Origin of the sequence: Candidatus Nebulibacter yamunensis (assembly GCF_024208055.1) — a bacterium.
GTDB classification, from domain to species: domain Bacteria; phylum Pseudomonadota; class Gammaproteobacteria; order Francisellales; family Francisellaceae; genus Caedibacter; species Caedibacter lacustris.
The window spans coordinates 61,265-83,808 of the sequence record NZ_JAMBMW010000001.1; the positions used below are offsets into that span (position 1 = coordinate 61,265).

The 22,544-nt window shown below is 35.2% G+C and carries 23 protein-coding genes; 22 read left to right on the forward strand and 1 reads right to left on the reverse strand.

What is annotated here, in order from left to right:
• From M1V25_RS00270 to lptB, 22 genes are all read left to right on the forward strand, one after another.
• Positions 1 to 1,485 (forward strand): lipopolysaccharide biosynthesis protein, encoded by a 1,485-nt coding sequence (locus M1V25_RS00270; protein WP_498842097.1) that lies wholly within the window; start codon positions 1 to 3, stop codon positions 1,483 to 1,485.
• Between the two features lie 3 nt (positions 1,486 to 1,488).
• On the forward strand, positions 1,489 to 2,391 hold the full coding sequence (locus tag M1V25_RS00275; protein ID WP_498842098.1) for a glycosyltransferase family 2 protein: 903 nt from the start codon (positions 1,489 to 1,491) through the stop codon (positions 2,389 to 2,391).
• 14 nt (positions 2,392 to 2,405) lie between these two features.
• Positions 2,406 to 3,311, forward strand: coding sequence for a glycosyltransferase family A protein (locus M1V25_RS00280; protein ID WP_498842099.1), 906 nt, complete (start codon positions 2,406 to 2,408; stop codon positions 3,309 to 3,311).
• Positions 3,312 to 3,548: 237 nt separating this feature from the next.
• Positions 3,549 to 4,736, forward strand: a complete 1,188-nt coding sequence (locus tag M1V25_RS00285) for a hypothetical protein (RefSeq protein ID WP_498842100.1) — start codon at positions 3,549 to 3,551, stop codon at positions 4,734 to 4,736.
• Entirely contained in the window at positions 4,729 to 5,850 is a 1,122-nt protein-coding gene (locus M1V25_RS00290; protein WP_498842101.1) for a glycosyltransferase, read from the forward strand. Before M1V25_RS00285 ends, M1V25_RS00290 begins: the two co-directional genes overlap by 8 nt.
• 18 nt (positions 5,851 to 5,868) lie before the next feature.
• Positions 5,869 to 7,770: an asparagine synthase (glutamine-hydrolyzing) gene (asnB, locus tag M1V25_RS00295; RefSeq protein ID WP_498842174.1), complete on the forward strand. Its 1,902-nt coding sequence runs from the start codon at positions 5,869 to 5,871 to the stop codon at positions 7,768 to 7,770.
• Between the two features lies 1 nt (position 7,771).
• Positions 7,772 to 8,911, forward strand: coding sequence for a glycosyltransferase family 4 protein (locus M1V25_RS00300; RefSeq protein ID WP_498842102.1), 1,140 nt, complete (start codon positions 7,772 to 7,774; stop codon positions 8,909 to 8,911).
• A 111-nt stretch (positions 8,912 to 9,022) separates the two neighbouring features.
• Positions 9,023 to 10,351, forward strand: a complete 1,329-nt coding sequence (locus tag M1V25_RS00305; protein WP_498842103.1) for an ATP-binding protein — start codon at positions 9,023 to 9,025, stop codon at positions 10,349 to 10,351.
• Positions 10,352 to 10,431: 80 nt separating this feature from the next.
• Positions 10,432 to 10,662, forward strand: a complete 231-nt coding sequence (locus M1V25_RS00310; protein WP_498842104.1) for a nucleotidyltransferase domain-containing protein — start codon at positions 10,432 to 10,434, stop codon at positions 10,660 to 10,662.
• A 95-nt stretch (positions 10,663 to 10,757) separates the two neighbouring features.
• Positions 10,758 to 10,973, forward strand: coding sequence for a DUF4143 domain-containing protein (locus tag M1V25_RS00315; protein WP_498842175.1), 216 nt, complete (start codon positions 10,758 to 10,760; stop codon positions 10,971 to 10,973).
• A gap of 59 nt (positions 10,974 to 11,032) precedes the next feature.
• Positions 11,033 to 12,595, forward strand: a complete 1,563-nt coding sequence (locus M1V25_RS00320; RefSeq protein ID WP_498842105.1) for an ATP-binding protein — start codon at positions 11,033 to 11,035, stop codon at positions 12,593 to 12,595.
• Between the two features lie 9 nt (positions 12,596 to 12,604).
• Complete coding sequence (locus M1V25_RS00325) at positions 12,605 to 12,862, forward strand: hypothetical protein (RefSeq protein ID WP_498842106.1); 258 nt, start codon at positions 12,605 to 12,607, stop codon at positions 12,860 to 12,862.
• Positions 12,863 to 12,973: 111 nt separating this feature from the next.
• A complete protein-coding gene (locus tag M1V25_RS00330) occupies positions 12,974 to 13,507 on the forward strand; it encodes a hypothetical protein (RefSeq protein ID WP_498842107.1) in 534 nt (177 codons plus the stop codon).
• 69 nt (positions 13,508 to 13,576) lie between these two features.
• Complete coding sequence (locus tag M1V25_RS00335; protein WP_498842108.1) at positions 13,577 to 13,723, forward strand: hypothetical protein; 147 nt, start codon at positions 13,577 to 13,579, stop codon at positions 13,721 to 13,723.
• 25 nt (positions 13,724 to 13,748) lie between these two features.
• Positions 13,749 to 14,678: an NAD-dependent epimerase/dehydratase family protein gene (locus M1V25_RS00340; protein ID WP_498842109.1), complete on the forward strand. Its 930-nt coding sequence runs from the start codon at positions 13,749 to 13,751 to the stop codon at positions 14,676 to 14,678.
• Positions 14,665 to 15,222 carry a sugar transferase gene (locus M1V25_RS00345; RefSeq protein ID WP_498842110.1) on the forward strand — a complete coding sequence of 186 codons (558 nt, stop codon included), beginning with the start codon at positions 14,665 to 14,667 and terminating at the stop codon, positions 15,220 to 15,222. Before M1V25_RS00340 ends, M1V25_RS00345 begins: the two co-directional genes overlap by 14 nt.
• A 184-nt stretch (positions 15,223 to 15,406) precedes the next feature.
• A complete protein-coding gene (locus M1V25_RS00350) occupies positions 15,407 to 17,233 on the forward strand; it encodes a polysaccharide biosynthesis protein (protein WP_116963018.1) in 1,827 nt (608 codons plus the stop codon).
• A gap of 221 nt (positions 17,234 to 17,454) precedes the next feature.
• Positions 17,455 to 18,873, forward strand: a complete 1,419-nt coding sequence (locus M1V25_RS00355; protein WP_498842111.1) for a coniferyl aldehyde dehydrogenase — start codon at positions 17,455 to 17,457, stop codon at positions 18,871 to 18,873.
• Positions 18,874 to 18,980: 107 nt separating this feature from the next.
• Positions 18,981 to 19,529, forward strand: coding sequence for a KdsC family phosphatase (locus M1V25_RS00360; RefSeq protein WP_498842112.1), 549 nt, complete (start codon positions 18,981 to 18,983; stop codon positions 19,527 to 19,529).
• Positions 19,529 to 20,122, forward strand: coding sequence for an LPS export ABC transporter periplasmic protein LptC (gene lptC / locus M1V25_RS00365; RefSeq protein ID WP_116963021.1), 594 nt, complete (start codon positions 19,529 to 19,531; stop codon positions 20,120 to 20,122). The genes M1V25_RS00360 and lptC overlap by 1 nt, the downstream gene beginning before the upstream one ends.
• On the forward strand, positions 20,109 to 20,846 hold the full coding sequence (locus M1V25_RS00370) for an LptA/OstA family protein (RefSeq protein WP_157966525.1): 738 nt from the start codon (positions 20,109 to 20,111) through the stop codon (positions 20,844 to 20,846). The genes lptC and M1V25_RS00370 overlap by 14 nt, the downstream gene beginning before the upstream one ends.
• A 9-nt stretch (positions 20,847 to 20,855) precedes the next feature.
• On the forward strand, positions 20,856 to 21,596 hold the full coding sequence (gene lptB / locus M1V25_RS00375; protein ID WP_116963023.1) for an LPS export ABC transporter ATP-binding protein: 741 nt from the start codon (positions 20,856 to 20,858) through the stop codon (positions 21,594 to 21,596).
• A gap of 88 nt (positions 21,597 to 21,684) precedes the next feature.
• Here the strand turns inward: lptB and tyrA are convergent, their stop codons facing one another.
• Complete coding sequence (gene tyrA, locus M1V25_RS00380; protein ID WP_498842113.1) at positions 21,685 to 22,542, reverse strand: bifunctional chorismate mutase/prephenate dehydrogenase; 858 nt, start codon at positions 22,540 to 22,542, stop codon at positions 21,685 to 21,687.
• Between the last annotated feature and the right edge of the window lie 2 nt (positions 22,543 to 22,544).

Sequence of the window (22,544 nt, forward strand, 5' to 3'; positions counted from 1 at the left end):
ATGTCTTTGAAGAAAAATACGATTGCAAATTATATTGGGCAAATTTATATTTCTCTAATTGGAATTGTTATATTCCCTTTTTACTTGCAATATTTAGGTGCATCAGCTTTTGGTCTGGTAGGTTTTTTTTCAGTGTTCCAGGCTTGGCTTAGATTGCTTGATATGGGACTGACTCCTGCGCTTTCTAGACAAATTGCCAGTGTTAGGGGGGGTACAAGAGATTATTTTTCTTTAAGACAATTAGTAAGAAGTTTAGAGGTTGTTTTTATAGCAATAGCGATGGTTGTTTTTACTTGTGTATATATGACTTCAGACTGGATAGCTTCAAGTTGGTTAAATGTACAAGAAATGCATACCTCAACTGTTGCTGATTGTGTTACTTTAATGGGAGTTATGTTCGCTGCGCGTTGGATGACAGATTTTTATGGTAGTGGCTTGGTGGGACTTGAAAAACAGGTCATTTATAATGTGATTAACATGATATGCATTTCTTTACAATATATTGGTGGTTGGTTATTTTTGCATTTTGTGAGTAACAAAGTAAATGCTTTTTTTGAGTACCAAACAATCATTATACTTATAAACTTATTTCTTATGTTATTTTTTTTCTACGCTAAATTACCAAGCAGTAAAATAGTTGGTTTTTATATTTCAATGACTCAATTAAAGAGTATTATGCCGTTTGCGTTAGGTTTATCTTACTCATCTATTGTTTGGACGCTAGTAACTCAAAGCGATAAATTAGTATTTTCACATATTTTACCTTTATCACAGTATGGCTATTATGCGCTTATTGTTCTTATTGCAACTGGGGTATTACAAATAGCTTCACCGATTACGCAAGCAATCCTACCTAGAATGACATATTTATTAATGAAAGGTGAAAACGAAAAAATGTTAGATTTATATTGTAAATCTGTAATTTACATGTGTGTTATTATGTTTTCTGTAGCGGGTTGTATTGCGATTTTTGCTATGCCTTTGTTATATGCTTGGAGTGGAAGTCTAGAAGCGGCACATTGGGGAGAGAAGGCTTTATTCTGGTACGTTTTAGCCAGTGGCATATTGTCTATCTCTGCTTTTCAATATTATTTACAATTTGCGCATGGCTCGTTAAAGTTACATGTTTGGTACAATACTATTGCAGCTATTATGAAAGTCCCTCTGATAATATATGTTGCGTATTCGTATGGGGTTTATTTCACAGCAATAACTTGGTTTGTTTTGAATCTCAGTATTTTGATTGTTTGGACACCAATTGTTCACCATATATATGCAAGAGGTATTAGTTATAGATGGTTTAAAAATGTGTTATTAGTTTTCATTTTGTCTTTTATATTAATTTTTATAATTAATGAACTTCATATTAGTTTTTCTTTAGGAAGAGTTATGTCTTTTATTCAAATGATTGTAGTAGGTTTTGCTGTTTTAGTATTACTAGCGCTATTTACACAACTGCTTTTAAAGTTAAAAAAAATTGGTTAGATTATGAAGAAAGTATCGGTATGCGTAGTAGCATATAATCAAGAGAATTATATTAGAGAGTGCTTAGATAGTATCGTTAATCAGGAAACGACTGTCGATTATGAAATTATTGTAGTAGATGACGGGTCGACTGATGGGACAAGGAGTATAATTAATGAGTTTGCAAATAAATACGATGTAATAAGACCTGTATATAACAAAGAAAACTTAGGTGTATATCAAACTTTTGTTAAAGCACATAATTTAGCTACCGGGGAGTACGTCTGTCATTGTGATGGAGATGATCGTTGGTTAGCAGATAAGCTAGCTAAACAAGTGTGTTTTTTAGATAACAATCTTGATTACAGTGTAGTTTGGTGCAGAATGAATCTTTTTAATGATTTTGGAGGCTTTCTTAGTGGTGAGTCTTTTAAATATAGTGATATTTTTCCTGATAGTATAATTACATTAGATGATGCCTTGAAGTTTGGTTCAGTAGCTGCTCATAGTTCAATTATGTATAGAAGGAAATTCAGGATTACTAAAGAAATTAAAGAGTTTCCTCTTATTGACTATTACTATACATTGGAATTTCTAAGTTCGGGGAAAGGTAAAATTCTAAAGGACGTTCTAGCCGAGTATAGAGTTAATGCACATAGTGCTATAACCACCACTAATGGACAAGACTTAATGCTATGTAATCTACTATATCTTGGTAAATACTTGAAATTAGATAAAAAATATAAAAAGCCTATTTTTATTAATGCCTGTTTTAATCTTGTTAGGCATTTTAAAAATAGAAGGTATAAGCTTGCCATTGGATACTTGAAATTGGCAGCTTGCTCATTTAATTTAGCAACATTTTGGCTTTTACCAAAACATTTTCCACAGGCTATTAAGCTCAAGACTCCCAAGTTGGATTCATAAAAAGGTGTTTAATTATGTTATTTACAATTATTACCCCGTGCTATAACTCTAGTAAAACCCTTTACCGGACGTTTCAAAGTTTGTGTAGGCAAAATTATGAAGGTGCTTTTGAGTGGATTCTTGTTGATGATTGCTCAAACGATCAAGAGAAAACTAGTAAACTTATTAAAAAAATTGCTAAAGAAGCACCATTTAAAGTTAAATTTCATTTTTTGAATGAAAATTACTTTGCTTCTAAGTCAGTTTATATGGGAGCTAAAATGGCTTCGGGGAAATATGCATGTATCTTAGATCATGATGATGAATTGGCAGAGGATTGTTTGCAGATTGTTGAAGCATTATTGAAAAAGTATCATGTGAGTAATGAAAATATTGTGGGTATTTGTGGACGCTGCATTGATAGGAGTAATAAGCTCATAGGCAAAAAGTTTAAGAATGATGAGCAAGTAGCTACTGAGGCTGAAATAAGGTTCAAGCAAAGAAATACAGCTGAGCTTTTTCAATTTACTAAAACTGAAGAATTAATAAAATGGTTCTCAAAAATGAAACCTGGTTATATGAATGGCTTTGTTTGGTCACACATTTCTACTTATGGAAAATATGTATATGTTAACAAGGTTTTTAGAGTGTATGATACAGAGTTACCTACTTCTTACTCAAATACCAAATCGCAAAGGCTTAGTTACCCTAAAAATCAAGCAGATATGAGGTTGTTAAGTTTAGAGTGTTATGAGAAGTTTTTATTTTATAACATTGTATATACAGCACGGTGCTCAGCAAGCATAGTTAAGAACCGCTTAAATGCTGGTTTATACTCCTTACCAAAAACAAGAAGTCTAAAAATTAAAATATTTTTGTGCTTGACATATCCTCTCGGTCTTTTTGCAAGTTATAAGGGAAAGAAAGATGAAGCGTTATAGTCCTATAACTCTGACGGTTCGGTTATATTTTTTTTCTAATATTAAGAGGGTGTCATTAATCAAAAAAATGAAAACTTTGGTGAATATATCAAGGTTCTGGCTTCATATTTTTAGAATAAAGCAGAACTTAAGAGTGAAAATACCACTACACATAAAGCTTATGATTTATTTGCTATCCCCTGTTGGAGCTTGTTTTTATATCCAAGATGTTATCAGACTGTATCGGAATGTAAAATCATGAAATCTTTGAAATATTTTTATATTTCAGTAATGTGTTTATTGTTTTTGGGAAACTCATTTCTTTTTGGGAAGTATAATGTTCCATTGTTTAGCCTAATGGGATACACCCTTGCATTTTTTTATTGTTATGTTTTCAAAGTCGGAATATCTTACAGAGACTGGTATTTTGTTGTCGTGTACTTCACTGTCTCAATTATCTCCATAATATTTACCTTTATATACATTGAAACGAGGAATATTAGTATTACATTTAATACTTTTTTAGGTGTGCTTCTAGGGTTGATTTTTTATACTATACTTAAAAACTCTACCATAAAATTTGCTGATTTCCAGAAACAACTACTTTTGGCTTTGAAAATCACTTTGATAGTTAGTTTGATATTTTTATATATTCAATTTTTTAGTTATTTTATATTTGATTCCCATATAGATTATATGAAACCTGTTACTGGTGAGTCTCAAAGGCTTTTGGGTTATACTCAGAATATTTATGGCCATCATTTTCAACGAGTAAGTGGAATATTTGCCGAACCAGCTGTTTATGCCTTTATTACTAATGCTTTAATGATTATTATTATCCGTCACAAAGCCATGCCTATGTGGCTTTTTATATTGAGTGGTTGTTCAGTTTTTCTAACTTTTAGCGCAAGTGGGATCGTGCTGGTAATTATTCCGTTGACTATGTATTTTTTTAGTCTAAATAAGCAGAAGAAATTTTTTGTAATAGCTCTCCTATCAATATTAATTGAACTATATAATAATGACTTATACAATTTATTTAATCAACAATTTGATAGGGTGATTAATTTTCAAAGTGATCCTTCAGCAGCTTCTAGATTAAATTTTGTTAGCTTCTTTTATTCGCATCTAAATGTATTTTTCTTTGGTTACGGTATATTTGCTGATTTGAAATCTATTGTTCCTCCAGCAATATTTCTAACAAGTATGATTTACAATTTTGGCATTTTTTTGTCTGTAATTATCATTGTTCCAATGCTGTCTTCAGCCTATAGGAGAATGGATTTTTTTGATTTTTGCTTGTTCTTATTGTTTGGAGTAATGCTAAACTATCCAAACTCATCACCATTTTTTTGGTTTATTTACTCTGTGCTATATGTCTCGCTTTCAAAACATTTTGTTGAGCAAAAAAATTCTCAGGATAAGGGTGTAATGGAAGATGAATAAAGTGAAGACCATACATATTGTAACAGGTCTTGGTCAAGGCGGAGCAGAAACCATGTTATATAAGCTGATAGCAAATATGGATAGAAGGCAGTTTGAGAATATAGTAATCTCAATGACTGGTGAAGGTGTTTTTGCAGATAGATTGAGAGTAATGGGGGTAACGGTGCATTGCCTGTATATGGGGAAGAATTTGCAATCAGTCACTGCAACTTTTAAGTATAAAAAACTTGTGAAACAGTATTCACCCGATGTTGTGCAGTCATGGATGTTCCACGCCAATGTATTTGCGACTTTAATGAAGCCATTTGTTAAACCTCATAAGCTAGTTCATAACGTTAGGCAAAGTCTAATTGACATTAAAAACAATAAAAAATCAACCCAATTCATGATTCGTTTGAACGGCAAGTTGAGTAAATATGCAGACGTGGTGATCAATAACTCAAAGCTTTCTCAACAACAGCACCATGCAGTAGGGTTTGATAAAAGTAAAGACTATTATATTGGCAATGGCTTTGATGCGGATGTTTTTTATCCTGACCCAAGTAGGGAGCGTGATTTCCGTCAAAAATATCAGTTAGATGATAAGACTAAGATAGTAGGCATGTTCGCCAGATATCATCCTGTAAAAAATCACAAAGGATTTTTAATTGTGGCTAGTAGGCTAGTTAAAGAAAGTGCACAAACTTGGTGTTTTGTTTTGGCAGGTAAAAATTGCGATGAAAACAATCCTGAGTTGTTGGCTTTAATCGATAAATATGGCTTGTCTAGTCACATTACTTTGCTAGGTCAGATTAATAGTGCTGATTATCTTCCTTGTTTAGATATTTATTTATCGACTTCACTAGAAGAAGGTTTTCCTAATGTAGTTGGTGAGGCGATGTTTTGTGGTGTCACTCCCGTTGTGACTAATGTGGGTGATTGTCGTGAGATTATAGGAGAGTTTGGCTATGTTTCAGAAAGTGGCGATTATAATGCTTTGTATAAGAGTTGCTTGGCTGCCATAGAAAACAAAAAATTAGATATTGATGCCATGGTTTTATATGTTCAGGAGAAATATTCGATAAAATCAATTGCACAACAATATGAAGCGTTGTATAAGCGGCTAACTCAATAATATGTGAGAAAACAAACTATGTGCGGAATAGCAGGCGTTATTAAATTTAATCAACAGTCAGTTAATGAGCGGCTTATAAATGATATGATCACGTCCTTGCATCACCGTGGTCCTGATAGCCATGGAGTTTGGTGTCATGAAGGTATTGGTTTGGGGCATGTGCGTTTATCTATTCACGATTTGTCGACGGCGGGTCATCAACCCATGCTTTCACATACTGGTAGGTGGGTTATAGTTTTTAATGGTGAAATTTATAACTACCAAGCGTTAAGAAGGCAGTTAGCTCAAGAGTATTCACTTGTTTTTAAAAGTGATAGTGATACTGAGGTTTTAATTAATGCAATTGAGCATTGGGGAATTGAGCAAGCTCTGCAAAAATGTATTGGAATGTTTGCTTTTTGTGCTTTTGATAGAGAAGCAAGTAAAATGTATTTGGCAAGAGACAGGTTTGGAGAGAAGCCCCTATATTATGGACAACAAAAAAATATCTTTGCATTTGCTTCTGAGTTGAAAGCGTTAAAGCCACTGAAATCTTTAGCGTGGAATTTTGATGTGGATCGTAATGTTTTGGCAACTTACATGCGTTATGGCTATGTGCCTACACCGTATTCGATTTATAAAAACATCTATAAGATGGAGCCTGGATGTTATTTGGTAGTTTCAGAGCATGGTGAAACTAAAATTCATAGCTATTGGCAAGCAAAAGATGCTTTGTCGCAGGTGAAATTTGCAGGATCTTATCAAGAGGCAGCGCAAACATTAGAGCAAAAACTGCAATCAACTTTGAAGTTACAAATGGCGTCTGATGTCCCACTAGGCGCGTTTTTATCTGGAGGTGTTGATTCAACAACTATTGTGGCGTTGATGCAGTCAATGTCCACTCAGAAGATTAATACATTTAGCATTGGTTTTCACGAGGACAAATTTAATGAGGCAGAGTATGCGCGTGAGGTTGCAAGATACCTTGGCACCAATCATACGGATATGTACGTCTCAGAGAAGGAAGCGCTTGACGTTATTCCAAAACTTTCATTGATGTATGATGAGCCATTTGCAGATTCATCACAAATCCCGACCTATTTGGTGAGTAAAATTGCAAAATCAAAAGTTACCGTCAGCCTTTCAGGCGATGCAGGGGATGAGTTGTTTGGAGGGTACAATCGCTACTTTTTAGCGCAGAATCTTAAGCGGCGCATTCTAGATAAAGAACTCATTCGTTTTGGTATTAGCAATATACCCAATAGCCTGTTAAAGGCTCTAGGAAAAGCACCGTCAAAATATGTGCATTTCAGTGATAAATTGATGAAATTAAAGCAGATTGTTAAAAATAGTGGCAGATCGGGAGAGAGTCTATATCAGCAAATTTGCTCACAAATATATCAAACTGATTTTGTCCTTGGAGGGAATGAGTTAGCAACTTTGGATCATGATAGATTGATTGGTGCTAGGGAAATGAGCTTTCAGGAGTGGATGATGTATACTGACTCGCAGACCTATATGATGGATGATATTCTAACAAAAGTTGATCGTGCGGCAATGGCAGTTTCCTTGGAGACAAGAGTCCCTTTCTTAGACCATCGAATTTTTGAGTTTGCATGGAGTTTACCATTGGAATATAAGATCAAAAATGGAATTGGTAAATGTGTATTAAGGGATGTGTTGTATCAATATGTGCCTCAAGAATTAATCGATCGCCCTAAAATGGGGTTTGGTGTGCCATTGGCAAAATGGTTAAAAGGTGATTTAAAAGATTGGGCAGAATCACTGCTTAATCTTAAGCTACTAACACAGCAAGGTTACTTAGAGCCAAGTGTTGTGCAGCGCTATTGGCAGCAGCATTTACACAATAAGAATAATTGGCAAGCGGCATTGTGGAACATCTTAATGTTTCAAGCATGGCTTGATAAATGGGGTGACTAAATTGAAAAAGGTTATCTTTGTTGTATCAGATGATTTCTATTTTTTATCACACAGGCTAGCTACGGCACTTTTTTTGCAAAGTCAAGGTTATGAAATTGCTATTGCAACTTGCGTAAGTAACCAAGGTAAGAAAAATGAAATTGAAAACTATAACATTAAGGTTTTTGATTTAGCAATTCGCTCAAAGGGAATAGATTCCAAATCTGATTTAAAAGTACTATTTAGATTAAGAAAGATTTTTAATCAATTTAGTGCGGATTATATTCATGCTGTTTCTATGCGAATGGTTTTCATTGCACTAATTGCATTTAAACTATCAAAGGCAAAAAATTTTATAGGGATGATTACAGGACTTGGATATTTGAGTCTGTCATCTAAAAAGTCTGTTAAATTGATAAAGTCAGGGGTTATTGGTCTGTTAAGGCTCTTATGTTTAAGCAACAAAGTAAGTTTGATCTGCCAAAATGAAGATGATTATGCCTATTTAATCAATAAGATAATTAGTAAAAAGCGATTGCATTTAATTAAGGGTTCAGGTGTTGATATCAACAAGTATCAAGTTAAAGCAGAACCAGAAGGTGAAAGGGTTATAGTTACCTTTGTTGCACGCATGCTTAAAGATAAAGGTGTGGTTGAGCTTTATCAGGCGGCAAAAATGATAAAAGATCAAGGGTATGAAAATATCACCGTTCAATTGGTTGGTGATATTCATGAGGCTAATCCTAATTCTTTAACTACAAAAGAACTTCAAACCTGGCATGATTCAGGTGTGATAAAATGGCTAGGGTATCAAAGGAATATTGTCAAGATTTATCAAAATTCTCATATTGCAGTGTTGCCATCTTATGGCGAAGGCTTACCTAAATCTCTTTTAGAAGCGGCTGCATGCGGTAGAGCAATCATTGCGACAGATGTTCCAGGTTGTCGAGAGATTTGCAAAAATGGTGTCAATGGTATTTTAATTCCAGTTAAAGGTCATCGATCCTTGGCAGATGCTATCATTGAGTTAGCAAATAATCCTAGAAAAAGAGCAGAATATGGTGCTAATGGAAGAAAAATGGTAGAGGAACAATTTTCAGATTATGTTATTAATCAACAAATTTATTCTCTGTATAAAAAAATCAGTAAAGTTGATTCATAAAAGGAAACCTCTGCATTATTGCTGTGCCGCCTTTTTGATTGGAAAAAGGTTATGGAATAAAATGTCATATGTATTATAATAACCAAAGTTATCACAACCAGGGTTATTATAATGAAGTTCTATAACCGAGAAGATGAGTTATCACTTCTGGCAAAAGCTGATAAGTTAAAAGCACAAAAGTCAGTAATGACTATGCTTATTGGTCGAAGGCGAATAGGCAAAACAACTTTGGCACTTCAAGATTATACCGATGATAAAGTGCTGTATTTTTTTGTTGCTAAAAAGGCTGAGTCATTGTTATGCGAAGATTTTTGCTATGAAATTACCAATAAGCTTGACGTGAAACTGTTTGGTGAGTTGTCTAGGTTTGAAGATGTGCTTGGATATTTGCTAGAGTTAGGCAAGAAGCTATCTTTCACAATAATTATTGATGAATTTCAAGAGTTTCTAAAAATTAATCCTTCTATATATTCGAGTGTGCAAAAGTTATGGGATATAAATAAAAACACCTCAAGAGTGCATTTGATAACTTGCGGATCAATTTATCATTTAATGAAAAAAATATATGAAGATATCAATGAGCCACTATTTGGGCGTTGCGACTTTAAAATAGAGCTTAAGCCTTTTAAACCAGATGTTTTAAAACAAATTTTACAAGATCATCATAGCTACAATGTTGATAACATGCTTGATTTTTACTCGTTGACTGGGGGGGTCGCGAAATATATTGAGCTATTTAGTTTGCATGACAGTTTTGATTTGGAATCAATGGTAAATACCGTTGTTGAGCCTAACTCAATTTTTTTGGATGAAGGTAAAAATAGACTCATAGAGGAGTTTGGCAAGGACTATGGTGTCTATTTTTCGATTTTGAGTTTAATCGCCGATTCAAAGACCTCTCGAGCTGAAATAGAATCCATTTTGCAAAGTAATATCTCGGGGCACTTGTATCGTTTAGAGTACGATTATTCAATCATTAAGTCAGTTAAACCAATCACTGCCAAGCCTAATTCGAAAGTTCAAAAATACGAGATAGTTGACATATTTCTAGCTTTTTGGTTTAGGTTTATATTTAAATATCAGTCGCTTATAGAGGCGGAGAATTTTCTGAGATTAAAGGACATTATTCATCGTGATATCGCAATATTTAAAGGAAAAATTTTGGAGAAATTGTTTATAGAAATTCTTAAAGCCAAGCAAACCTACACTAAAATAGGTTCGTATTGGGAGCGCGGAAATCTCAATGAAATTGATATCGTAGCGTTAGATGATATCGATAAGAAGCTTACCATTTATGAAGTAAAACTAAATAAGCAAAAATTAAATTTGGAAAAGTTGATATTAAAGTCACATAAGCTAGTGAGTTATTATGAGGGATATGATGTTGAATATAAGCTATTATCACTTAGCAATATTGATGAACTGCTTAAGTATGGGTGATGAGTTTTGATGAGAAACAGCGCAATATGACTGATTTGTATGTTGCAAAAGTATGATTTTTAAATAAGGTTCGTGGTTAGATGAAAACAACAAACGTATTTGGTTTATCACCACGGCAATTTATTGAGCTTATGAGTGTTCTCAATAAAAATAGAGAATGTCTTAGCCAAGTGATTTTATTTGGCTCGAGAGCTAGAGGGGATTATATCCAAACTTCAGATATTAATTTGGTCATTGAATATAAAGGTGATGTAACCGCCCAATTGACACAGATCGTTAGTGGTGTTAGTTTACATGCAAAATTCGTGTGAATCAGTCGAAGCTTATGTTTAAACTAAATCTCTACCCCAAAGTAAGGACCTCTAGATAGTGCAAGCGAAATAGAAGGTGTCGCATCAGAGACTTTATACTCTATGGAAACAAAGGCTTATATGCCTTTGAAATTAAACGTAAGCAAAAGTTGCAGGATAAGGACTTTAAGGGTTTAAAGCTCTTTAGAAGCGATTATCCGATGGTGCATGCTTATATGATTTATGGCGGGGATCGAGAGTATTATGAGGATGGCATTGAAGTTTTACCGATTAAGATGGTATTAGAAAGGCTGAACATTATATTGGCTTAAGTGTTGAATTTTGAATTAGAAATTAAAATTGCTGCAACGATAAAAAACGAGGCTAACACATGAAAAGGCTACCGATTGGTATTTCGAGTTTTGAAAAAATAAGAAGCGAAGATTATGTTTATATTGATAAGACACAGCATGTTTTTAATTTGGTGAACACAGGAGGGTGCCGCTATTTTCTGTCGCGTCCACGCCGATTTGGCAAGTCGTTATTAATCGATACAATCAAGCAGGCATTTGAGGGAAACAAAAAATTATTTAAAGGCTTATATCTTGAAGACAATTGGGACTGGCAAAGCATATACCCTGTAATACATCTTAATTTCGGTACAAGCTCTAGTTATCACAGCAAAGAGCGTTTTTTTACCGAGGTGCATAGTATGTTGGATCAGCACGCCAATAAATATGGCGTTGTGTTACAGCAAACGGATTATGGTGTTAAATTTGGTGAGCTGATCAGAGTCTTGTACGAAAAGCATGGACAGGAAGTCGTGATTTTGGTGGATGAATACGACAAGCCGATTCTGGATAATGTGTCCAATAGTGCCTTAGCGACTGAAATGCGTGAGATTCTGCGAGGACTTTATACTTACATCAAGCAAAGTGATAACTATATTAAATTCACGATATTGACTGGAGTATCTAAGTTTAGCAAGGTGAGTTTGTTTAGTGATTTGAATCATTTACAAGACGTTACTTTAGATGAGCGATATGCCGATATTTGTGGCTATAATCAAGCAGAAATGGAGAACGCTTTTGGGGTATATTTACAACAGGGTAATGTTGACTATACGATGTTGAAGCGCTGGTATAACGGTTATAATTTTACGGGTAGTGAGCGCCAAAAAGTTTATAATCCATTTGACATTTTATTATTTATTGACTCGGGTTTTCGTTATCAGAGCTATTGGTTTGAAACGGCTACACCAACTTTTCTAGTGAGAATGGTAGAGAAAAACCGCTATTTTATCCCAGACTTAGAAGGAATTGTTGTTGGTGAGGATCTGTTAAGAACGTTTGATGTTGATAATATGCCAATTGAAACTTTGCTGTTTCAAACTGGGTATTTGACAATTAAAGAAGCGTTTATTCGTGGTAATGTGATTGCCTATAGATTAGGCTATCCAAACTACGAAGTTAAATATAGTCTAAATAACAGTTTAGCGGCGATAGCTTCCAACGATAGTAGAAAAAGTCGAGTAATTGGTTATATGATCAATGCGCTTGAGGAAAATGATTTCAAACGGCTGGGAGATATTCTGTGCAGTCACTTTGCGGCAATTCCAAATGATTGGTATCGTAAGAATAATATTGATCAATATGAGGGCTTTTATGCCAGTATTGTTTATAGTTTTATGGTCGCGCTTGGTTATGATTTAATTGCTGAAGACGTCACGAATCAGGGGAAAATTGATTTGACACTCATTATGTCAGATAAAGTGTTGATTATTGAGTTTAAGTTAAAAAAACATGGTGATGTGAAGGCAGCAGTTCAGCAAATTAAGGAAAAAAATTATGCGCTGAAGTATAGGAGCTCTCAGAAGCCAATCTATTTGGTTGGGATAAGTTTTGATCCTGAAGAACGAAATGTCATTGATTTGCTGGCTGAGCATTATGAGTAAGGAATCAACATGAAAAAAAGCCTAATAAAAAACAAAAGTGCTTGGATTGTATTTGCCTATGATGTTTGTTCTGCCTTACTTGCCTGGGCTATCGTGCACGCGCTTATCTGGAGTAGGATAAGTGATTTTAGTTTTAGCCAGTTTATCTTTGTGGCGATTGCTTTTACCGTATCAACGAAAATATTTAGAACCTACGCATCCCTACGGAAGACTGTTTCAGCTGAGAATTTAAAAAGGAATCTTCAATTACAGTTGAAACTTCAATGAGTAAAAATTGAATGAAAAATACAAATCCCTTTGGTTTATCACCACGGCAATTTATTGAGCTTATGAGTGTTCTCAATAAAAATAGAGAATGTCTTAGCCAAGTGATTTTATTTGGCTCGAGAGCTAGAGGGGGATTATATTCAAACTTCAGATATTAATTTGACCATTGAATATAAAGGTGATGTAATCAGTTTATCTGAACAGTTTGAAAATAGTGCTTTACCTTTCTCTGTCGATATTGTTGATATGAAGCTGTGCAAAGATAAAAAGATATACCAGCACATATTGTCAGATGGTATTATGCTTATCAATGAGCATATTGATCAGTTCTTATTTCGATTTTCTAAATTGCAAGATGTGATGGGAGAAAAGCTTTTCCCAACTGTGCTCATGCTACTGGCAGAGGACATCAAACGCAAATCATTTATTGATATACTTAACCGACTGGAGGCTTTAGGGTTATTGGATGCAAATGGCTGGTTGTGCTTAAGAAAAATTAGAAACAGTGTTGTGGATGAGTACGGTTTTAATGTAGTGGATATGGTTGAAAGCTTAAATGCTATTTACCAATCGTGTGCAAGCTTGCTGAATATTTACGATGGAATTCATGCGTTTTGTTTGCAACGCTTTGATTTTATTCATTAAACGATGGGCAAGTAAAGTGCTCTTGGTATATACTCTTACGCCATAGAAAAGGTTTCAGTCAGTATTGCTATGAATAAATCATCGGTTATTACGTTTATATTGGAAGCGTTTGTATTCATCTTAATTTGTATGGAGTTATCAGTTTTTTCTGTAGAGTCTGCAGCAGAAAAGAGTTTAGATGCAATTAAATCGGCTTCATTGTCCCATACTGGCTGAATGTGAAATTATTTTAAGGGAATTTATGAAAATATTAATAACTGGTGCCACAGGCTTTGTTGGCAGTGAGTTTGTTAAAACTACACAATTTGAAACTCGATGTGTAGTGAGAAAATGCAAAAAACATGGTTTTAAAGACGTGTTCGAGATTGATGATTTAAATAGTAATACCAATTGGCAAGGTGCTTTTGAAGGTATTGAAGCAGTGGTTCATCTTGCTGGATTGGCGCATAGTAGTGAATATGATGCAAAAGCATATGATGAAGTAAATTGTCACGGAACTTTGAAGTTAGCAAAAGAAGCGGCAAATGCAGGAGTTAAGCGATTTTTATTTATAAGTACAGCTTTAGTCAATGGTGGGCATACGAGTGGACGACCATTTAGCGAGGATGATGAGGTTCATCCTGTTAATGATTATGCTAGATCAAAGTATGAGGCGGAATTAGGTTTAAAGGGAGTTGCGGCGAATAGTGAAATGGAGATAGTGATTGTTAGACCCCCTGTCGTTTATGGTCCAAATGTTAAAGCCAATTTTGCAGCTCTAATCAAACTCGTTAGAAGGCTATCTGTTTTGCCATTTGGTTTAGCGAAAAATTCGCGTAGTTTTATTTCCGTCTATAATTTGGTTGATTTTATAATAGTGTGTATTGCCCATAAAAAGGCAAGTGGGGAAACTTTTCTTATCTCGGACAACGAGGTAATTTCAACAAAAACCCTTACTAATCGCATTGCTCAAGCTTTTGATAAGAAGCTGTTGCAGCTACCGATTCCTATAACTTGTTTTAAATCATTGGGAGTTGTTTTAGCTAGAAAAAGACAAATTGAGCAATTATTTGGGGACTTTGAGATTGATTGTTCTAAAGCTGTAAACTTGTTAGAATGGCAGCCTAAGACAACAATGGAGCAAACGCTGTCAGGGTTTGCTAAGGAAAAATACAGTAATGTTAAAATATAGGTTTCTTGACTTATGCCTATCGGTTCCCGTACTACTAATCACTCTACCAATTATTTTTCTAGTTATGCTGATTAATTGTTTTTACAGCAATGGTTCTCCAATTTTTTTGCAAGAAAGAGTCGGTAAAAAACAAAAACCATTTACGCTTATTAAGTTTAGAACAATGAAAGTTGGGACGCAGTCTGTGGCAACTCACTTAGCTGCGGCAAGCTCAGTTACACAATTTGGTAAATTTTTACGAAAATCGAAAATTGACGAATTGCCGCAGTTGATTAATGTCATTAAAGGAGAAATGAGTTTGGTGGGTCCAAGACCAAACTTATTTAACCAAAAAGAGCTTATCAGTGAGCGTGTGCGTCATGGTGTATATGAGGTTTTGCCTGGTGTGACAGGTTTGGCGCAGATTAATAATATTGATATGTCTAACCCTGAGAAATTAGCAGAGGTTGATGCGCAGATGATTAAAAGCATGTCAATAAAAAACTATTTCCGATATATCTTATTAACAGCGATTGGTAAAGGTAGTGGGGATGCAATTAAGTGATATTCACCATTCATCAATTAATCAGGTTTAGTAAACTATTTGCCCAAAGTATTAGTGTGAGTGATCAGTAACGCACCCACTTTGGCAACTCATGCTTTGAAATAGCTGAAGATTTTGTCAAAGCCAATATTAAGATAACACCCTGAATTGCTTGATTAAGAATGAGGTCTCAAAGGAACAAATCATGAAAACAAGCCTAATAAAAAACAAAAGTGCGTGGATTGTATTTGCCTATGATGTAGGCTCTGCCTTATTTGCGTGGACTATTGTGCATGCGCTTATTTGGGGAAAAGTAAGTGGCTTTAGCGTAAGGCAATTTTTGTTCGTTGCCATTGCTTTTACTATATCAACAAAAATCTTTCGCACTTATGCCTCATTGTGGAAAACAGTATCTGCAGAGGATTTGAAAAGAAATATTTATTCAGTACTTTTTGGCTCAATCATTCTTTTGGGGCTGGAGTTTATTGCCAATAGAATGGCTTATGTGGCGCGTTCTGAGGCTGTTTTCTACCCTGCTTTGACATTGCTCATTACACTTGCTGGACGATTTTTTTATAGGCAATACTTGCTGGGCTTAAGAAAAAGAAATGCAAAAAAAATGATTATCATTGGGGGTGGTGATGGTGCAAGCTTATTTTTACGTGAAAACGATGCACTCAACAGACCATATAATATTTTAGGGATATTTGATGATAACAAGGCATTGCATGGCAAGTTGCTTCGAAATAATATGATTGTCGGTCCAATTGATTTTCTAGCTAAGGAAAATTTTTTGTATAAGTATCCAGCCGATGAAGTTTTAATTGCTATTCCTTCACTGGATAAAATTAAACTGCAAGAGATATACCAGAAAGTAGCAAAGCTTGGTTTGCCCATCAAAATACTACCTTCCTTAATGGAGTTAACGCATGGTGCAAAATTTACGGATCTTAAAGAAATTAAGATTGAGGATCTTTTGGGGCGTGATCAAGTTATTATTAATTATGAAAAATTAGCAAAAGCCTATTTAGAAAAAACAGTATTAGTAACGGGAGGTGCAGGATCTATTGGTTCAGAAATCTGTCGGCAGCTGTTAACAAACTCTCCTCCAAAAGTATTGATTATTTTAGATCATAGCGAATACAATCTCTATTTGATTGAGAGGGAGCTAAGCTTAATTTCCCGCCAGACAAAGCTTAAATTTAGTTTAACTAGTGTTATGGATCAGTGCGGTCTATCTCACCTATTTCAATCAAATAAAATTGATATTATTTTTCATGCAGCAGCCTATAAGCATGTACCATTATTGGAAGATCAACCGAAAATAGCGATTCAAAACAATATCATCGGAACAAAAAATATGGTTGATTTGAGTCTTAAGCACAAAGTGGAACGGTTTCTTCTAGTTTCAACGGATAAGGCAGTTAATCCTACTAATGTCATGGGAGCGACAAAACGAATTGCTGAGTTATATGTCAATGCACAAAAAAATGAGCATACTAAGTTTATGGTGACACGTTTTGGCAATGTTTTAGGCTCTGCTGGAAGCGTTGTCCCTCTCTTTAAAGAGCAGCTGAAAAAAGGGGGACCGATTACCGTGACGCACAAGGATATTGAACGTTATTTTATGACCATTCCTGAAGCTTCTTTATTGGTTGTTTTGTCTTGTGCTATTGGAACAGGGGGTGAAACCTTCGTGTTGGAAATGGGGCAGCCTGTGAAAATAGTTGAACTTGCTGAGCAAATGATCAAGCTATCGGGCAAAAAACCATATGTGGACATTGATATCCAATTTACAGGTTTGCGACCTGGTGAAAAAATGTATGAAGAACTATTCTACACAAAAGAGGAATTGAAAAGCTCAGGTTTTGATAAATTATTAATTGGTCGATCTATTCATTTAGAGCGTGAAAAAATAAATGGGATCCTGAAAACGCTTTGTACAGATGAAAGTAAGGAAGGGTTACTGAAAGTTATTGAGTCTTTGAATAGTTGTGATTTGCTTACAACGCAGACGCTATATGAATCATAAAAATAAACAACAAACCTATAATGAGTTGGTTAATTGGGAAACTGCAGCTAATATGCTGAGAGATAAATGTTCTGTAAAAGACATTTTATAACTTTATATTTTTAATGACAGACTTATCAAAAGCCAAAAGCGCGCAAAATGCAAAGCGAGGAAGGTATAAAATGATTCGTAGGTGGGATATACTAGCGTATTACCTGAGTTTTCCTATGGATTGATCAAAAATGCTAGGTGTTTACCAATCAGAAAATCTTCAAACGTTACTGAAACTGCAACAACAAGCATTTTTATTACAGCCCTATCCAGAGTTGGCATTTCGTAAGCAAAGGCTAAAGCGACTTTATGCTCGTATTTTATCTCATCAACAGCAATTGATGGAAGCAGTCAGTAAAGACTTTGGATTTAGGAGTCTTGAAGAGACTTGGTTAAGTGAGATTTTTCAAACAACCAGTACGATCAAATATGTACTTGCGAACTTAAAAAAATGGATGAAAAAACATAAACGTCGCACTTCGATTATTTTTAAACCTGCTAAAAATTATATTTATTATCAGCCTTTGGGAGTAGTGGGCATTATTGTGCCTTGGAATTACCCTATTTTGTTAGCCTTCTCTCCTTTGATATATGCTATTGCTGCGGGTAATAAAGTTTGTATTAAACTTTCAGAATATACCCCACACACCAACGAGGTTATCAAACTCATTTGCCAATCCTGTTTTAACAGTGACGAAGTGGCAGTGATAACGGGAGAGGCAGATATGGCTCAAGCCTTTAGTCGTTTGGCATTTGATCATTTGTTTTTTACAGGCTCAACCCAAACAGGTAAAAAAGTGATGCAATCTGCATCAGCAAATTTGACACCTGTCACTTTAGAGTTAGGAGGAAAATCACCACTTATTATCGATAAGGATTTTCCATTAGAGAAAGCAGTAAAAATGATTTGTTTTGCTAAAGGGTTAAATGCAGGACAAACCTGTATTGCACCAGATTACGTTTTTGTGCATGAAAAAATGCTTGATCAATTTATTGTAAAGATGCAGAAAGCGTTCAACGAAATGTATCCAGAGTTGGATAAGAATCAACAATACAGCTCTATTATTAATCAAAAACACTATGAGCGATTGCAGGGATATCTAATCGAGGCAGAAGAAGCTGGAGTGAAAATTTTGTTCCTTTCAGATTATCATGGTCGTCGAGCAAACGATGTGCGTAAACTACCCATTGTTTTGGTTGTGAATCCTAGTTTTATTTCAAATCTCATGCAAGAAGAGATTTTTGGTCCTATCTTACCCATCGTTACTTACACGGCTATTGAAGAGGTTGTGGATACTATTAGCCATCGTGATAAGCCATTAGCGAGTTATTTATTTAGTTATGATAAAGCTTTGCAAGAATATATTATCACACATGTAGCAAGTGGTGGGATGTGTATTAACGACGTTTTAAGTCATATTGCTCAACATGACTTACCTTTTGGTGGTGTGGGTGGCTCTGGTATGGGGCGTTATCATGGTATCGAAGGGTTTAAAACTTTTTCTAATGAAAAAGCCATTTGTGAGCGCGGTAGAATAAACTTGTCTATGTTGCTCTATCCACCATATGGCAGAGTGTTTAGATGGTTTCAGTCATTATTTAGTCGTTAAATAACAATTAGTCTTGAGGTGTAATGCAAAACAGCTAAAAGCGTTTGTTGAGCTAATCAAAAAGCTGTTATACTTTGCGACAAATTTTGTAATTAATAATCTTAACGATGTTAACTGATCATTTAAACCAAAAGATACGTAGCGTGAAATTACTTGTTCTAGATGTAGATGGTGTATTAAGCAATGGTAAAATTATCTTAAGTAATGATGGCAATGAGACCAAAAGTTTTGATGTTAAAGATGGCTTAGGTATGGTGTTGTTGCAGAAGTTGGGCATAAAAATAGCTGTTATTACTGGGAAAAGCTCGCAAATTGTACACAATCGCTTAACAGCGTTGGGTGTTCAAGATGTTTATCAAGGGCAAAAAAATAAGGTTACTGCATTTTCAGATTTGCTAGAAAAGTATCATTTGAGCACGGCTGAAGCAGCTTATATGGGTGACGATTTACCTGATTTATCTATTATTGACAAAGTATGTGTGTCTTTTGCACCACATGATGCAGTCCATATAGTAAAAGAAAAGGTAGATTACATTTGTACGCATAGAGGAGGGCACGGTGCAGTAAGAGAAATATGTGATTTATTCTTACAGGCACATGACAAATATGACAAAGTCATAGCAGATTATATTGTACATGGTGAGGCAAAATTTTAATGTTTTTCAGTAAACGTGTCTTCTTTAGCACGATTGGTTTATCTGTTGTGGTTGGCTCAAGTGGTTGGCTTGTGGTTAAATCAGCGCAAGAGCAAATCAGTCATGGTGAGTTGCCTGCCCATTTTATTGAGAATACGGCAGAAGGATTACGTTATGAAAAATATGATCAAAAAGGATGGTTGCAGTACAGCCTCTATGCTAAACAAGGTAAACGGTTTTACAATCAAGATGCAGTGCTTAGTGAGGTTAATGCCGAGTTTTTTTCTAAAGATCAAAATGATAAACCTTGGTATATTACGGCAAACAATGCGGATGTAACGAATAATAATAACAATATTCGCCTATATGGTAACGTCATTATGCAAAGACAAGCAAATGGTAACAGTTCACCTGCGATTAAAATAACAACAGAAATGATTGATTATGACAATAATAAAGATGACTTAAATACAGATAAGTTAGTTACCTTTACTGAACCAGGGACCCCCAATAACACAGTAGGTTTAGGTTTAAGTGGCGCTCCTAAAAAGGGTAATTTTACATTATTGAAAAACGTGAGAAGTTATTATGCAGGACAAAATGCTAAGAATTAAATCATTGTTAATCATATTAAGTATGGGGAGTTTCTTAGGTTTAGGTACGACTTACGCAGCACAAGAACGTACAATGGATGCAGCTAGCATGTTTGGTAAAGACGCAACAAATGATGGTCCCATTACCATTTGTAGTGATAGCTTATCGTATAGCCAAACTGCACATAAAATGATTTATCAAGGTAATGTGCTGGTAATGCAAACAAAAGATGCCACCATCCAATGTAGTGCCTATAGTGTCCCTGGAGATAAACAAAATGTACCTTCTTATCAGTTTCCAGTACAAGTGAATGACTATCTACAATCCCAAAAACAAGCACTTGAAATGGCAAAGCAAATTTGCCAAAAGCAAAAAGGGTGCAGATTCTTGACAGGTCAAACGTTAACCATATCGTTTGATCAACAAAACAATCAACTAACCGATATATTGCTGACAACAAATACCCCTTATACGGCAAAATTTTACTCATTACCTTTTCCTAAGGGAGGTGAGAAAACACAACCTCAGTCCGATCAGCAAACCATGTATGCTGAAGGGCGTAAGATGAATTTTAATTTACAGACCAGTATATTAACGATTGAAAAAGAGGCTTACGTTGATCGAGCAGGGAATCGTTTTTCTGGTGATAAGGTGCTATACGACACTAAGAGTGGATTGGTTACCGTGCCAGACACTGGACAAAGGGCAACGGTTATTTTAAATAATTTAAACACAAAGAATTAGCTCGAAAAAATGACAGATACGAATAGACATAAACTTGTTGCAACACATTTGGGTAAAGCCTATCGTTCCCGATGGGTTGTCGTTGATGTGTCCATGGAAGTCAATAGTGGTGAAATTGTAGGACTCTTAGGACCAAATGGTGCTGGGAAAACGACTTCTTTCTATATGATTGTGGGTCTTGTTCGCCCCAACCGTGGTACGGTAATATTGGATGCTCAGGATATCACTAAGCTTCCTATTCATTGGCGTGCACGTCAAGGCATTGGTTATTTGCCGCAAGAAGCATCTGTTTTCAGGAAGCTTAGTGTTGAGAATAATGTTATGGCGATTTTAGAAACGCGCAAAGAACTTTCAAAAGAACAGCGTAAAGATGAGTTAGAATCGTTGTTGGATGAATTTAGCATTCAGCACATTCGTGCAAATTTGGGCATGAGTTTATCAGGTGGGGAGAGAAGGCGTGTAGAAATTGCCAGAGCACTTGCAATGTCGCCGCGATTTATTCTCTTAGATGAGCCATTTGCTGGTGTCGATCCGATTTCAGTAATTGATATTAAAAAAATTATCACTCACCTTAAAAATCGTGGCATTGGTGTTCTTATTACTGACCATAACGTGCGTGAAACGTTAGATATTTGTGAACGTGCCTATATTGTAAATGCTGGTAAAATGATTGCCTCTGGTAAGCCAAGTGAGATCTTAAGTAATGATCAAGTTAGAAAAGTTTACCTAGGTGAGCAGTTTAGAATGTAAGATTTAGCTCATATTTTATTTACATTTTTTACAAAACTATAAGGCAGTTTTCAAACTTTTTGGTTTTTACGAATCCAAAAACAGCTTATTATGTAGGTGAAACAATACCCAATAAGCGATCGCTTTCGTGGTAAGCCTTATTGCTAAATTCACCCATCCAGTTTTTTACTTCATTAAAGTGATTCACAAACTGTTCTTTCCCATCATCGTTTTTTAAGTAACTAGCTTGCTCGGTAATCAATTTGGCATATTCAGCAATCATATCGAGGCGTTTGTTGTCTGAGACAATAATATTGGCATAAAGGTGAGGATCTTGATTGAATAACCTACCAATAATATTAAGCTCCATTCTATAAACAGGACTTGAGAGTGAGCGTAATTCTATCAAATCGATATTATGCTTTTTAAGGAATAGACCCATGCAAAAAACAGAGAAATGTTCAATTCCTTGAATAAAGGTCATGGCATCATCATGTGCCCTGGCACTCATCTGTTTAAGTGTGAAATCTAGATGAATTAAATCATCAATAAACCATTGATAAGCTTCATGATGGCGACCATGACAATAGATGATGACTCGTTTAGCTGCTTTGTTAATTGTAGGACCAAAAATTGGATGTAAGCCAACAACTGGACCTCTGTGAGCAGTAAGCATTATATTTAAGGGCTCTTCTTTAATGCTGGTGAGATCTGCCAAAATAGTATATTCGTTTAAATAAGTACTTACTTTTTGAATGACGGTAGATGTAACAGCAATAGGGGTAGAGATTAGCACAATATCCTGGTTGTTTAGCTTATGTTTAGGACTATCCCAATCCTGTTCACCAAATAAGCTAATTTCATAGTGTGGTAAAGTTTGTAAGAATCGCATAAGCAATTGTCCCATTGCCCCATAACCGCCGATAATACATATCTTTCGCGTGGAGTTAGGTTTTTTACTTTGCATAC

Bases quoted from the DNA above. Each gene is read 5' to 3' on its own strand.
- M1V25_RS00270 (WP_498842097.1), top strand. From the start codon at position 1: ATGTCTTTGAAGAAAAATACGATTGCAAATTATATTGGGCAAATTTAT.
- M1V25_RS00275 (WP_498842098.1), top strand. From the start codon at position 1,489: ATGAAGAAAGTATCGGTATGCGTAGTAGCATATAATCAAGAGAATTAT.
- M1V25_RS00280 (WP_498842099.1), top strand. From the start codon at position 2,406: ATGTTATTTACAATTATTACCCCGTGCTATAACTCTAGTAAAACCCTT.
- M1V25_RS00285 (WP_498842100.1), top strand. From the start codon at position 3,549: ATGAAATCTTTGAAATATTTTTATATTTCAGTAATGTGTTTATTGTTT.
- M1V25_RS00290 (WP_498842101.1), top strand. From the start codon at position 4,729: ATGAATAAAGTGAAGACCATACATATTGTAACAGGTCTTGGTCAAGGC.
- asnB (WP_498842174.1), top strand. From the start codon at position 5,869: ATGTGCGGAATAGCAGGCGTTATTAAATTTAATCAACAGTCAGTTAAT.
- M1V25_RS00305 (WP_498842103.1), top strand. From the start codon at position 9,023: ATGAAGTTCTATAACCGAGAAGATGAGTTATCACTTCTGGCAAAAGCT.
- M1V25_RS00310 (WP_498842104.1), top strand. From the start codon at position 10,432: ATGAAAACAACAAACGTATTTGGTTTATCACCACGGCAATTTATTGAG.
- M1V25_RS00320 (WP_498842105.1), top strand. From the start codon at position 11,033: ATGAAAAGGCTACCGATTGGTATTTCGAGTTTTGAAAAAATAAGAAGC.
- M1V25_RS00325 (WP_498842106.1), top strand. From the start codon at position 12,605: ATGAAAAAAAGCCTAATAAAAAACAAAAGTGCTTGGATTGTATTTGCC.
- M1V25_RS00335 (WP_498842108.1), top strand. From the start codon at position 13,577: ATGAATAAATCATCGGTTATTACGTTTATATTGGAAGCGTTTGTATTC.
- M1V25_RS00340 (WP_498842109.1), top strand. From the start codon at position 13,749: ATGAAAATATTAATAACTGGTGCCACAGGCTTTGTTGGCAGTGAGTTT.
- M1V25_RS00345 (WP_498842110.1), top strand. From the start codon at position 14,665: ATGTTAAAATATAGGTTTCTTGACTTATGCCTATCGGTTCCCGTACTA.
- M1V25_RS00350 (WP_116963018.1), top strand. From the start codon at position 15,407: ATGAAAACAAGCCTAATAAAAAACAAAAGTGCGTGGATTGTATTTGCC.
- M1V25_RS00355 (WP_498842111.1), top strand. From the start codon at position 17,455: ATGCTAGGTGTTTACCAATCAGAAAATCTTCAAACGTTACTGAAACTG.
- M1V25_RS00360 (WP_498842112.1), top strand. From the start codon at position 18,981: ATGTTAACTGATCATTTAAACCAAAAGATACGTAGCGTGAAATTACTT.
- lptC (WP_116963021.1), top strand. From the start codon at position 19,529: ATGTTTTTCAGTAAACGTGTCTTCTTTAGCACGATTGGTTTATCTGTT.
- M1V25_RS00370 (WP_157966525.1), top strand. From the start codon at position 20,109: ATGCTAAGAATTAAATCATTGTTAATCATATTAAGTATGGGGAGTTTC.
- lptB (WP_116963023.1), top strand. From the start codon at position 20,856: ATGACAGATACGAATAGACATAAACTTGTTGCAACACATTTGGGTAAA.
- tyrA (WP_498842113.1), bottom strand. From the start codon at position 22,542: ATGCAAAGTAAAAAACCTAACTCCACGCGAAAGATATGTATTATCGGC.